This window comes from Streptomyces sp. PsTaAH-137, assembly GCF_003259365.1.
Lineage (GTDB): Bacteria > Actinomycetota > Actinomycetes > Streptomycetales > Streptomycetaceae > Streptomyces.
In genome coordinates this window covers 282218-294985 of sequence record NZ_QLLY01000007.1, presented here as the reverse complement: position 1 = coordinate 294985, position 12768 = coordinate 282218, and the positions used below count along the sequence as shown (strand labels likewise).

11 protein-coding genes are annotated in these 12768 nt (G+C 72.9%); 4 read left to right on the top strand and 7 right to left on the bottom strand.

Annotated features, from left to right (window positions below):
• Window positions 1-132 precede the first annotated feature (132 nt).
• Complete coding sequence (locus K377_RS41695) at window positions 133-303, top strand: hypothetical protein (RefSeq protein ID WP_181512601.1); 171 nt, start codon at window positions 133-135, stop codon at window positions 301-303.
• Between the two features lie 73 nt (window positions 304-376).
• Here K377_RS41695 and K377_RS18335 read toward each other — a convergent pair whose 3' ends face one another.
• Complete coding sequence (locus tag K377_RS18335) at window positions 377-2353, bottom strand: hypothetical protein (RefSeq protein ID WP_111664580.1); 1977 nt, start codon at window positions 2351-2353, stop codon at window positions 377-379.
• Between the two features lie 189 nt (window positions 2354-2542).
• Here K377_RS18335 and K377_RS18330 point away from each other — a divergent pair, with 189 nt between their 5' ends.
• Window positions 2543-3001 (top strand): ATP-binding protein, encoded by a 459-nt coding sequence (locus tag K377_RS18330; RefSeq protein ID WP_111664460.1) that lies wholly within the window; start codon window positions 2543-2545, stop codon window positions 2999-3001.
• Between the two features lie 14 nt (window positions 3002-3015).
• Here K377_RS18330 and K377_RS18325 read toward each other — a convergent pair whose 3' ends face one another.
• Window positions 3016-3897 (bottom strand): SigB/SigF/SigG family RNA polymerase sigma factor, encoded by an 882-nt coding sequence (locus tag K377_RS18325; protein WP_202455569.1) that lies wholly within the window; start codon window positions 3895-3897, stop codon window positions 3016-3018.
• 143 nt (window positions 3898-4040) lie between these two features.
• Here K377_RS18325 and K377_RS18320 point away from each other — a divergent pair, with 143 nt between their 5' ends.
• Window positions 4041-5426 (top strand): FAD-binding oxidoreductase, encoded by a 1386-nt coding sequence (locus K377_RS18320; RefSeq protein ID WP_111664458.1) that lies wholly within the window; start codon window positions 4041-4043, stop codon window positions 5424-5426.
• Window positions 5427-5444: 18 nt separating this feature from the next.
• Here K377_RS18320 and K377_RS18315 read toward each other — a convergent pair whose 3' ends face one another.
• On the bottom strand, window positions 5445-7850 hold the full coding sequence (locus tag K377_RS18315; RefSeq protein WP_111664457.1) for a GH92 family glycosyl hydrolase: 2406 nt from the start codon (window positions 7848-7850) through the stop codon (window positions 5445-5447).
• Between the two features lie 269 nt (window positions 7851-8119).
• Here K377_RS18315 and K377_RS18310 point away from each other — a divergent pair, with 269 nt between their 5' ends.
• Window positions 8120-8992 (top strand): universal stress protein, encoded by an 873-nt coding sequence (locus tag K377_RS18310; RefSeq protein WP_111664456.1) that lies wholly within the window; start codon window positions 8120-8122, stop codon window positions 8990-8992.
• A gap of 8 nt (window positions 8993-9000) precedes the next feature.
• On the opposite strand, the gene K377_RS18305 is transcribed toward K377_RS18310, so the two are convergent.
• From K377_RS18305 to K377_RS18290, 4 genes are all read right to left on the bottom strand, one after another.
• A complete protein-coding gene (locus K377_RS18305) occupies window positions 9001-9207 on the bottom strand; it encodes a ferredoxin (protein WP_111664578.1) in 207 nt (68 codons plus the stop codon).
• A gap of 5 nt (window positions 9208-9212) precedes the next feature.
• Window positions 9213-10463: a cytochrome P450 gene (locus tag K377_RS18300; RefSeq protein ID WP_111664579.1), complete on the bottom strand. Its 1251-nt coding sequence runs from the start codon at window positions 10461-10463 to the stop codon at window positions 9213-9215.
• A 292-nt stretch (window positions 10464-10755) separates the two neighbouring features.
• Window positions 10756-11571, bottom strand: a complete 816-nt coding sequence (locus K377_RS18295; RefSeq protein WP_111664455.1) for a family 1 encapsulin nanocompartment shell protein — start codon at window positions 11569-11571, stop codon at window positions 10756-10758.
• Between the two features lie 5 nt (window positions 11572-11576).
• On the bottom strand, window positions 11577-12563 hold the full coding sequence (locus K377_RS18290; RefSeq protein WP_111664454.1) for a Dyp-type peroxidase: 987 nt from the start codon (window positions 12561-12563) through the stop codon (window positions 11577-11579).
• Window positions 12564-12768 lie beyond the last annotated feature (205 nt).

Here is a 12768-nt window from a genome sequence, read left to right as displayed (position 1 = left end):
ACGGGTCGCCACGCAAGTGGGGAAGGGCCGTGCATGTACGCGACATGAGCGGGAAGGCGGAGAACAGGGACGACGGGACGCCACAGGGCGAGGGCGAACCGTCAGAGTGCGACGGGTGGAGGTGCCGGAGAGATGCGTGCAGAGGTGTTGCGACGGTTTTCCGCGGGAGGCCCGCGAGGGTCCTGGCCGGCCGAGGAGTACGCGGCGCGACTGCGCGCCCAGGGCCGCTCCGCGCGTGTGGTGATGGACCTGAAGACGGACGCGTTCCTGGTGGTGTCCGGGGACGCGGAGCACTCCGGCTGAACAGGGGAGCGGCCCGCGCACGCGCGGGCCGCTCCACCCTGTACCGAGCCCCCGGCCCCGTGGCCGGGGGCTTTCAGCGCTGTTCGGCGCCCACCTCCGAGAGCCGCTCCCCACCGGCCTCGGCGGAGAGACGCGCGGTGACCCGGACCGTGCCGTCCTCGGGGGCCCGCACCGCCATCGTGCGACCGGGACGGGTGGTGTCGACCGCACCGCTCGCCGAGATCCCGACGACCGCACGGCTGCCCGCGGCCACCAGGTACCAGTGCTCCTTCGGCGACTTCCACCGCGTCGACGCCACCACGTGCTGCCCGAACCGGCTGCACGCCGCCGTGTTCCGCGCCTGCCCCACCAGCTCGGCGGGCGCGGTCAGCGACGAAGCGGGCGTCCGCAGCAGCAGGGCCACGTCGCCGGGACCCCGCCACGTCGAGGCGCGGGCACACATCCACACCGCGTGGCCGCCGCCCTCGGGCAGTTCCTGCTCGGCGAAGTCCCAGGCGTTGACGGCGCTCACGGCGCCGCCCTCCCACGACCCGAGCCGGCACGCGCCGCGCGCCCACGCGAGCAGCGCCTGACTGCTCGTCGCCTCACGGGGCTGCCGCGCCGGGGGAGTGCCGTGCCCCGGCAGCGGCGTGTACGTGAGGTGCACGGGCGAGAGCCCGCCGAGATCCGCGACCACGAACGCGTGGTGCTCCACGATCCGCGACGAGGAGCGCAGTTGCAGCACCGGACGCTTCGAGCAGTTCCCGGCCGCGACCACCGGGACCGCGTCGGTCACTCCGTCGCCCGACACGTGCAGCGGCTCGGCCGGGCTGTCGGGCCGCAGCAGATCGCGGGTCGTCGACTCGGCGACCCACGGGGCGGTCAGATAGCGGGCCGAGCCCTTGGACCTGGTCAGGACGACGACGGCGGCCGTGGTGACGTCCGCGTCGTCCGCCCGGGCGAGGTCGAGCGCGGCGGGCTTGTCGCCGTCGGCGTCGGTGTACCGGGCCAGCCGGTCGCCGTCGCTGAACAGGACCACGCCCCGCCCGCCGAGGTCGCCCGCGTACAGCAGCTGCGGACTGCGCGGCGGCGCGTCGACCGGCGTGCCGGGCGTCGACGTCACCCGCACGTCGGTGGTGGGCTCCGCCCAGGTGGCGAGCGCACGGGACAGCAGGTCCTTGTCGTCCGTGCGGTCGCCGCGGGCCGGCCACGCCGTGAAGTCGACGCGGGAGGTGTCCGCCCACTGGTCCGGGGCGGTCCGCACCAGGCGGTCGGCCGAGAGGTACGGCGGCATGGCCGCGCGGGCCGACGTGGTCGGCCGCCCGGAGCCGTCCGTGGCCTGCGGGACGATCACCGCGGCCAGCGCGACGACGGCGGTCGCGCCCGCGAGCCACGCGGCCCGCTTGCGCCGGCCCCGACGCACCAGGTCGGTGGGCCGGCTCTGGACCGAACAGGCGTCGAACTCCTGGGAGCACAGCAGGGCTTCCGCGGCGGCCCCCGCGGCCTTGTCCAGGGCCTTGGCCGCCCGGACGCTCGTCGCGGCGTCGGGCACCCCGGCCGCCTCGAGGAGCGCCGCGGTCCGTCGGTCCGGCAGACCGTCGACGCGGCGCAGCACGAACGCGGCACGCGTCGGGGCAGGCGCGTCGGCGAGCGCCTGCCCCAGTGCGATCTCCTCCGCGCCGCCCGCGTGCGGGAACAGCCGCAGCCCCCACACCACGGGCAGCCTCGGCACCAGGGTCCGGGGCGGTGGCAGGGCGCCGGGCCAGCCGGCGGGGCGGTGGGCGGCGGACAGGGCCGCGCGCAGGACCCGTACCCGCAGGGCGTCACCGGTGACGGCGTCGCCGTCCTGCGGACCGCGCGGGCGGGGCACGAGCGTGCCGCGCGCCCCGGGCAGCGCCCGTTGCGCGGCTCCGTGGGCCAGCAGCACCCTGCGATGGCGGGAGAGGGCGGCGGGAAGAGTGAGGTACGCGAGCCGTACCAGCGCCGTGTACTGCGCCACGAGTGCAGCCTCGGCGCGGTCCTTGGCTATCCTGGTGCGCTTGACCGGACGGCCGGTTCGAAGAACGGACATGATCGGGCCTTTCGGATCGGAGGACGGACCGAACGACACGTCGGACCACGAGACGTGTCGACGACCGTCAAACGACCGGAACCCGATGCGGTCACTCGGCCGACCGATCAGGACTGCGAAGCCCGAGTCGGGGTATCAGCATGGCTGCGGGGGCCTCGCCACACGGGCCGGCCGGCGAGAGAGACATGGATGAGCGAGTACACCGAGTGCATGGGCGGACAAGTGATCCGATCGGGCTTCGAGGCGTCGGTCGAGCCGCTGCGGCAGGTGACGCACTACACCGGTGAACCGGGTTGCATAGCCGACGCGCGCGCCTTCACCGGCGCTTTCCTGACCCGCCTCCGCCAGGAGTGGTGCGTGGGTCTCGACGCCCACGTGACCGGTGACGTGATGCTCATCGTGAGCGAACTGGTCACCAACGCGGACCGGCACAGCGCGGGCCCCTACGTCCTGGAGCTGGAGGGGACGACGCGGCACATCGCCGTCACCGTCTACGACAGCAGCGCGGCCGTGCCCCTGCGCTACCCCAAGGACCCGGGGCGCATCGGGGGGCACGGCCTGGAGATCGTGGACGCGCTCGCCGAGGTCACCGTGGAGCGGGTGCCCGTCGGCAAACGCGTCAGGGCAGTGCTGACACTGCCCTCCTGAAGGCTCGCCTCGGATCAGACGGTGTCCGCCTCGGCGAGCATCCCGGACCGCAACCGGGAGATCAGCTGCTTGATGAGGCGGGACACGTGCATCTGCGAGTACCCGAGCCGCTCACCGATCTCCGCCTGGGTCAGCTCCTCGACGAACCGCAGGTGAAGCAGTTGCCGGTCCCGGTCGCGGAGCCCGGCCAGGAGCGGGGCGAGCGACTGGAAGTCCTCGACGAGCTCCATCGCCCCGTCCTCGACGCCGATGAAGTCGGCGAGCACCGACTCGCCGTCCTGCCCGGCGTCACCACCGGTCAGCGCCGCGTCCAGGGACGCCGACGTGTACCCGTTCGAGGCGAGCTGGGCCTCCACGACCTGGCCCTCCGAGAGGTCCATCAGGGTGGCCAGTTCGGAGGTGGTCGGCTCCCGGTCCAGGCGGCTGCACAGCTCGTCGCGCGCCTTCGCCAGCTCCAGCCGCATCTCCTGCAGCCGGCGCGGCACGTGCACGGCCCAGGTCGTGTCCCGGAAGAAGCGCTTGATCTCGCCGCTGATGTACGGCAGCACGAAGGAGGTGAACTCGACCTCGCGCGAGATCTCGAACCGGTCGATCGCCTTGATCAGACCGATCGTGCCGACCTGGACGATGTCCTCGAAGTCCTCGGTGGAACCGCCCCGGTGCCGGAAACGACCGGCCGCGAAGCGGACCAGCGACATGTTCATCTCGATCAGCGTGTTGCGCGTGTACTGGTACTCGGCGGTGCCCTCCTCCAGCTCCGCGAGCCGCCGGAAGAACTGGCGCGACAGCTCCCGCGCGTCCAGTGGCGCCACCCGGCCGGGGTCGGAGATCTCGTACGCGGATGCCTCGCCGTCCGTGGTCCGGGTCCTCTGCGCCGTGACGTCCGTCCCGCTCATGGTGGAATCCACCGTCCCTCCCGCGCCGTGAGCCGGCGCAACACCCTGTTCCATCATGGTGTTCGGCAGTTACCCGCGAACTCGCCGGTCATGCACATTTGCTCAGGAGGTACGCCATCAACACGGCAGACACAGCAGGGGCGGTGCGCGAACTCGCCGCCGCGCTCCCCGGCAGCACCCTGGTCACGGACCCCGACGTGCTCGCCTCACTCGGCCACGACGACGCCGAGTGGGCGCCCGCGGGCCGGCCCCTGGCGGCGGTGCGCGCCACGTCCGCCGACGAGGTCCAGGCCGTCGTCAGGGAGTGCGCGGCCCGGCGGATACCTGTCGTCACCCGGGGCGCGGGCACCGGCCTGTCGGGCGGCGCCAACGCCGTCGACGGCTGCATGGTCCTCGACGTGTCGCGGATGAACCGCATCCTGGAGATCGACACCGAGAACCTGATCGCCGTCGTCCAGCCCGGCGTCGTCAACAACGACCTCAAGGCCGCCGTCGCCGAGCAGGGCCTGTGGTATCCGCCGGACCCGGCCAGCGCCCCCTGGTCCACGATCGGCGGCAACGTCTCGACGAACGCGGGCGGGCTTTGCTGTCTCAAGTACGGCGTCACCCGGGACTACGTCCTCGGGATGGAGGTCGTCATGGGCGGCCCCGCGGGCGAGTACGGTTCCCGCGTCCGGCTCGGCCGGCGCACCACCAAGGGCGTCGCCGGATACGACCTGACCAGCCTGTTCGTCGGCTCCGAGGGCACCTTCGGCGTCGTCACCGAGATCACGCTGAAGCTGCGGCCCGCCCCGGTGGGGGAGCCCCGTACCGTCGTCGGCGCCTTCGACAGCCTCGTCGCCGCGGGCGCCGCCGTCGCCCTGGTCACCAGCCGCGGCCTGGCCCCGGCCGCCTTCGAACTCCTCGACCGGGCCTGTATGCAGGCGGTCGAGGACTGGAAGCACCTCGGCATCGAGCCCGGCGCCGAGGCCATGCTGCTCGCCCGGATCGACGCCCCCGGCGACGCGGGCGCGGCCGAGGCGGACGCCATGGCCGCCGCGTTCCGGGAGGCCGGGGCGCTGTGGGCCGAGCAGTCCACCGACGCCGTCGAGGCCGAGGCCCTGTTCGACGTACGCCGTCTCGCCTATCCGGCGCTGGAGCGGCTCGGCCCGGTCCTCACCGAGGATCTGTGCGTGCCGCGCTCGGCCGTGCCTGAGATGCTCGCCACCATCGAGAAGATCGGCCACCGGCACGGCGTGCGCATCGCCACCATCGCGCACGCGGGCGACGGCAATCTCCATCCGCTGCTGATCACCGAGCCCGGCGACGAGGCGGCCCGCGTCGCCGCGCAGGCCGCCTTCGAGGAACTGCTCCAGGCCGCGATCGCCGCGGGCGGCACCGTTACCGGAGAGCACGGCGTGGGGCTGCTCAAGCGCGCCGGGATGCGCGACGAACTCGGTCCGTCCGTGCTCTCGTTGCAGCGTGCCGTGAAGCAGACCCTCGACCCGCTGGACCTGTTCAACCCGGGGAAGGTCGTCGGCGAGGACTGACCCTCCCCGGGCGTCACGTCAGCGCGGCAGCCCCGCCGGATCGGTGGCCCACTGCGTGTCCGGCTGATCCGTCAGCCGGTAGGACAGGGTGCCACCGGTCCGCAGAAGGCCCGCGTCCGTCCAGGACCGGTCGTGGTCACGGCCGTCGAGCCGCACCCCGGCGACGTAGGCGTGCGCGTCGTCGGCCGCCGGGGCGTCGACCACCAGGTCCGTACGCCCCGGCCGGTCCACCACCGCGTGCGGGAACAGCGGGGCGCCGAGCAGCAGGTCACCGCTGCCCGGCGCCTTCGGGTACAGGCCGAGCGCGGAGAAGACGTACCAGGCGGACATGGTCCCGAGGTCGTCGTTGCCGGGCAGGCCCGTGGGCCCGGTCCCGTACACGGTGTCGACGATCTCGCGGACCGTGGCCTGCGTCTTCCAGGGCTGACCGAGCGCGTTGTAGAGCCACGGCGCGTGGATGCCCGGCTCGTTCGTCGGGTCGTAGCGCAGCGCGTCGCCGCCCTTCACCGACCAGGAGCCGTCCGCCTTGTGGAAGAACCCGTCGAGGCGGCTCGCGGCGGTCTCCCGGCCGCCCATCGCGTCCGCGAGGCCCTGCACGTCCTGCGGCACCATCCAGGTGTACGTGGCGCTCGTGCCCTGCGCGAACCCCAGGTCGCTGCCGGGGCTGAACGGGGTCACCCACGACCCGTCGGCCTTGCGCGCCTGGATGTAACCGGTCTCCGGGTTGAACACATTGCGCCACCAGGTCCCGCGTTCGGTGAAGTACGCGGCCTCCTTCTCCCGGCCGAGCAGCTTCGCCCACGAGCCGAGCGCGGCGTCCGCGACCGAGTCCTCCAGCGTCTCGGCTGCCCCGCCCCAGCAGTGGCACACGTCCTGCGGCGCGTAGTGCGAGGTCAGGTACTGCGCCAGGTTCGGGCGCTGGCCCTCGCACTGCCCGGGGCAGCCGGCGTCCGAGAGACCCGCGTCGCGCGGCTCGGTCGCCTGCCGCGCCAGCGACTCGAAGGCGCCCTCGTAGTCGAAGTTCCGTACGCCCATCGCGTAGAAGGTGGCCAGCGTGGCGGCGGACGGATCGCCGGTCATCACGTGCGTGGCGCCGTTGATGTGCACCCAGCGGTCCCACACGCCGTCGTTCTGCCGCGCGAAGTTGTACAGCGACTGCGCGAAGTCCCCGGCCACCTTCGGCTTGAGCAGCGCGAGCAGCTGGATCTGCGCGCGGTACTGGTCCCAGCCCGAGAAGTTGCTGTACTGCGCGCTCTGCCCGCGCGCGAGGCGGTGCGGGGCGCCGTCCATGCCGGGATAGCGGCCGTCGGTGTCGCTGACGATGTTGGGCTGCATCAGGGAGTGGTAGAGCGCCGTGTAGAACGAGGTGCGCTGCGCCTGGCTCCCGCCGGAGATGCGCACCGCACCCAGCTCACGGTCCCAGTCGCCGCGCGCCTCGGCCGCCACCGCGTCGACGCTCGCCCGCGGCGCGATCTCCTCGCGCAGGTTGGTCTCGGCGCCCTTCAGGGACACGTACGAGATCCCGAGCCGCATGTGGACATCGTTGTCAGACGCCGTGTCGAAACCGACCCAGCCGCCGGAGCCGCGGCCCGCGCGGTCCGCGCCGGTCGCGTAGCCCTCGCCGCCGTCCGCGCTGGTGGACCCGGGGGAGACGGTGGCGTCCTTCCAGGTTCCGTACGAGGCGAAGGCCCGGTCGAAGGAGGCGCTGAAGTAGAGCTTGTAGTAGCTCTTGCGGTTGTTGGTGCCGCCGTTGGCCCGGCGCCCGCAGAACGCGCCGGTCAGCACCCAGCCGGTGACCTTGCGGTGCGCCCGGTCGATCTCGACGTGTGCGTCCTCGCTGCCGTTGAGCGAGTTGGAGGTGCGGAACAGCAGCGAGGCGGCCTTGTCGGAGGGGAAGGCGAAGTCGGCGACGCCCGCGCGGCGGCTCACCGCGAGGTCGGCCTTCGCGCCCGAGGCGAGGCCGAGCGTGTAACGGCCGGGCACCGCGCGCTCGTCGGTGTGCGAGAAGTCGGACGCGTACACCGCGTCCTTCGTGTCGGCCGAGGGGGACGAGGTGACGTCGCCGACGAACGGCATGATCGGCACGTCGCCCGCGGCGCCCGGATGACAGCCCGCGCCGTTGACGTGCGTGAGGCTGAGGCCCCGGATCCGGGTGGTGTTGTACGCGTAGCCGTTCGCCGCACCGGTGTTGGTCTGGTCGCCGGTGGTGCTGGTCGGGGACCAGGCGATCATGCCGTACGGGCGGGTGGCCCCGGGATAGGTGTTGCCGCCGTTCGCCGAGCCGATCAGCGGGTCGACGGAGGCGGTGGGGCGGTCCTGCGGCGCGGCGGCCGAGGCGAGCGGGCCGGGCACGGTCAGGGCGAGGGCGGTCGCCAGACCGAGCACGGCGAGGCGGCGCGCGGGCGCCGCGGATCTGTCGGGCACGGAGTCGGCCTTTCGTCGGTGGGGCTCGGAGCGCCGCCGAGCGTAGATCGCCGCGCCGTCCCGGGGAACGGGGCGGGACGGATCGCAGATGAACACCCGGTGAAAGCAGGCCACTTGCGTCACTTCGACGGCGCCGGACCGCCGCGTCGGCGAGACTGCGGTGGGGACAAACCCGGCAGTAGGGCAAGATCGACGACAGCGGCCCGTCCGCGGCGGTGCGGAACGGGCGACAACCGACAGTGCAGTGCACGGATGAGGGAGGCGGTCCCATGGCCCGGCCGATCACCGCGGGAGTGGACGGATCACCCGAGAGCGCGGCGGCGGCCGCCTGGGCGGCACGCGAGGCGGTACGGCGCGAACTTCCGCTGCGTCTGGTGCATGTCAGCGAGGCCGTGCCGGAGAGCCTCGCGCTCGCCGCCGACGAGGCCGCGCGCGTGCAGTGGGCGCACGACCTGCTGGAGGACGCCGAGCAGGAGATCGCCGAGCGCCACCCGGGTCTCTCCGTCACCATCGACGTTCTCGACGACGGCGCCCCCGCTGCGCTGACGGGCGCCGCGCGCGACGCGGAACTCCTCGTGCTCGGCTCGCGCGGCTACGGCACCCTCGTCGGATTCCTGCTCGGCTCCGTCGGCCAGCAGGTCGTCGCCACGACGGAGCGGCCCGTGGTCCTGGTCAGGGCGGGCGACGAGGCGAGCGGGGAGGCGGCCGGACGCGAGGTCGTCGTCGGCCAGGAGGGCGACGCCGAGGACAGCGCCGCCGCCCTGGAGTTCGCCTTCCGCACCGCGGCCGCCCGCGGCGCGACGGTACGGGCGGTGCGCGCCTGGAGCCTGCCGCCGGTGTTCGCCTACAGCCCGGCCTCGCTCCAGCTCCTCGACGAGTCCGGAGGCATCGAGCCGTACGAGAAGAAGGCCCTGGGCGCCGCCCTCGCCCCCTGGCGGGAGCGCTTCCCGGACGTGCCGGTCGTCGAGCACGTCGAGATCGGCAGCGCGGGCCAGGTGCTCCTGTCGGTGGCCTCCGGGGCCCAGCTCCTGGTCGTCGGACGCAGGGCCCGGCGCACCGCCGTCGGCGCCCGCATCGGGTCCGTCGCGCACGCCGTGCTGCACCACGCGCCGTGCCCGGTCGCGGTGGTGCCGCACGGCTGACGTGCGCCCTAGGTGTTCTCCTCGTCGGTCAGCGCCACCGCGCCGACCGGACAGGCCCGCACCGCCTCCTTCAGCAGGGGATGCTCCCCGGCCGCCGTGGCGTGACCGGGGAGCACCTCGCTGAGTCCGTCGTCGTCCTGCGTGAACACGTCCGGCGCGGTCAGCGCGCACATGCCCGCGCCCACGCACCGGTCCTTGTCGACCTCGACCCGCACGGCGCTCACCACGCGACCGGCAGTTCGAGCATGCCCTGGATGGTGTCCCCGGGCTTGAACGGGATGTCCTCGGCGGGGGCCGCGAGCCGCAGCGCGGGGAACCGGTTCAGGAGACCGTCGAGGGCGATCTCCAGCTCGGCGCGCGCGAGGTTCTGGCCCAGGCACTGGTGGATGCCGAACCCGAACGCCAGATGGTGGCGCGCGCTGCGGTCCCAGTCGAGGCTCTCCGGCGCCGCGAAGGCCCCGTCGTCGCGGTTGATCAGCGACGTGGAGAACACGACGCCCTCACCGGCCCGAACGGTCGACCCGGCCACGTCCATGTCCTCCTTCGCGATCCGCAGCAGGCCGTCCGCGATGGACAGATAGCGCAGCAGTTCCTCCACCGCGGCGGTCGTCGAGGTGCGGCCCTCGCGCAGTGCGGCCAGTTGCTCGGGGTGGCGCAGCAGCGTGAAGGTGCCGAGCGAGATCATGTTCGCGGTCGTCTCGTGCCCGGCGACGAGCAGGATGACGGCGTACGCGATCAACTGCTCGCGGTCCGGCGGCCCGTCCGGTCCGTCCCGGTGGATGAGTTCGTCGAGGAGCCCGTCGCCGGGATCGGCGCGCTTGCGGTCGATCAGATCGCCGAGGTAGTCCTCCAGCTCTTCCCTGGCCCGCTGTACGTCGGAGGGGGCCGGGCCGCGCAGCAGCCGCCGTGACCGCTCCTCGAAGAACTCGTGGTCCGCGTACGGCACTCCGAGCAGCGCGCAGATCACCATCGACGGCACGGGCAGGGCGAACGCGCTGACGAGGTCGGCGGGCGGTCCCTGTCGTTCCATCGCGTCGAGCAGCCGGTCCACGGTCTGCTGGATGCCGGGGCGCAGTCCGGTGATCCGTTTGAGCGAGAAGCTCGGGATCAGCATCCGGCGCTGGGCGTTGTGTTCGGGATCGTCGACGCCGAGCAGCGCCACGCGCCGCGAGCCGGCCTTCGCGAACCGTTCGGTGGGCGCCGGGAAGCCGGGCCGTTCGCGGTCGCTCGACAGCCGGGGGTCGGCGAGCAGTTCCCGGGCCAGGGTGTGCCCGGTGACGGCCCAGACGGTGCTGCCGTCGTAGAAGGTGACCTGGCTGAGGGGGCCCTCGTCGCGCAGGGGCGCGTAGGCGGCAGGCGGGTGGTAGGGGCAGCCGCGGTCCTGCGGGAAGGGGATCGGGCCGGTCGATGAGCTGGAAGTGTGCGGTGTGTGGGGGGCCTGGCGGGCCGGTTCCGTCGTGGATTCCGTCATGGATCGGATCGCCTCGCAGTGCTCGGTCGTGCGCGCGGAGCTGGCCGTTCCGCGCTCCCTCGTCATTGGATGCCCATGCCACCGATCAGGTCGACGCGAAGACCGGCCAGTTCGTACGCACGGGGTAACTGGCCGGGGTCTTTCGCCGCCGGCCGGGGGAGGAGGCGCGGACTCGGCCCGGGCGGCGGTGCGGGAGGGACGCGGGGCGCGCGATTCGGCCCCTCGGGTGGCCGGATCACGGCGCGGAGGCGACCTGAATCGTGCCGTCCGCGGGCACCGGAAACGCGTCCCCTCAGGCGTTCAGCGCGACCACGGCCTCGTCGGTGTACGGAAGGAAGGTCAGCGTCTGGTGGAAGTACAGCTCGATGCCGCTCGTGTCGTGCGCCGTGTAGCCGATCGCCAGGTCCTGGCCGAGCCGCAGCTCGAAGTCGCCGCCGCGCGTGGAGATCACGAACGCGCCGTCCAGGGCCGGGGCCCAGATCAGCTCACCGTCGAGGATCCGGCTCAGGTGGTTGGCGACGGGGTAGCCGTGGTCGGAGGTCTCGCTGACGGCCGTGTACGCGTCGGCGCCCAGCAGCAGCGCGTACGGACCGTCGACGCCCGCCAGGCGCAGCGCGGTGAGGGCGCGGCTGATGGTGTCCGGGTAGTCGCGCGGCTCGGCCGGCAGGCTCAGCACCGGGTTCGAGCTCCGCTCCCGCAGTCCGGCGATGCCCGCGGCCCCGTACCCGTCGAAGATCGCCCGGTCCTCGGCGAACGCCATGGACCGCGCCGCGTCCTTGACCGGCTGCCAGTCGGAGTCGAGGGACCCGCGCTCCACGTCGTCGACCGCGTCCCGGCTCACGACGAACGGGACCCGCAGCTCGACCAGCGGCCGGGACCCGCGCAGCCGCGCGGTGACACCCGGCGCGGGCGGCGCGATCTCCGTGAGGTGGCCGGTGCCGACGGCCGCGAGCTCCGGCCCGTCGGGGCCGGTGACGTCCACGACGCGGCGGCCCGCCACATGGCGCCGGAACGTGCGGCGCGCCTCCTCCTCGATCTCCGCCCACGCGGCGGGCGTGATCGGCGCGAGCTCACGGTGCAGATTGGTGCTGGGAGTGGGGGTGCTCATGATGCTCAGGCTCCTTTGAGGCTGCCGATGCCCAGCGAGCCGCCGACGAGGTCGGCCGCCGTGGGCGGTGGGTCGGGCAGGTCGTCGAGGAAGTCGGCGCTCGGCACGTGGAAGAGACACCCCGTCACGGCCGTCGAGAAGTCGAGGATGCGGTCGTGGTTGCCGGGCGGATCGCCGAGGAACATGTTGCGCAGCATCCGCTCGGTGACGTCCGGGGTGCGCGCGTAGCCGATGAAGTACGTGCCGAACTCGCCCCGGCCGAGGCTGCCGAACGGCATGTTCTCGCGCAGGATCTGCCGCTCGGTGCCGTCCTCGTCGACGATCGTGTTCAGCGCGACGTGCGAGTTCGCGGGCTTGACGTCGTCGGCCAGCTCGACGTTCGCGGTCTTGGTGCGGCCGATGACCCGCTCCTGCTCGTCGGAGGGCAGCGCCTCCCAGGCCGCCATGTCGTGCACGTACTTCTGCACGACGACATAGCTGGAACCGCGGAAGTCCGGGTCCTCGTCGCCCACGTACACCGCGTCGGCGGCCGCCCCGCCGACGGGGTTCTCGCTGCCGTCGACGAAGCCCAGCAGGTCGCGCTCGTCGAAGTACTTGAAGCCGTGCACCTCGTCGACGACGGTCACGGCGGAGCCGAGCCGGTCGACGAGCAGACGGGCCAGCTCGAAGCAGAGGTCCATCCGGCGGGCGCGGAGGTGGAACAGCAGATCGCCGGGGGTGGCCGGGGCCAGATGGCGCGGTCCGGCCAGGGCCTGGAAGGGGTGCAGCTCGCGCGGCCGTGGACCGGTGAAGAGCCGGTCCCACGCGGTCGAGCCGATCCCGGCGACGCAGGTGAGGCCGTCGTCGGGGGAGCGGAAGGCGACCGAGCGCAGCAGCCCGGACAGATCCTCCAGGGCGTCGCGCACCACGCTCTCGCCGCCGGGCGCGACAGTGGCCACGAGGAACAGTGCGGCCTTCGCCGGCGGGGTGAGGACGGACTGCGACTCGACCACTGAGACTCCCGTGACGGCTGCCGTGATTTCTAGTTTTGTCACTTTATGGGTAGATTCAGTGCGCGGCATGTGCGGCAGTTGAGTGGGTGTGTCCCATCTCACCCGCCGGAAACCGCCGAGGTGGGTGGAGCACGGTTGGTTCGCTGTTAAACTTTGAACCAAGGCCCCGACCGTTCTCCCCCGTACGGTCGGGGTCCTTTTTTTG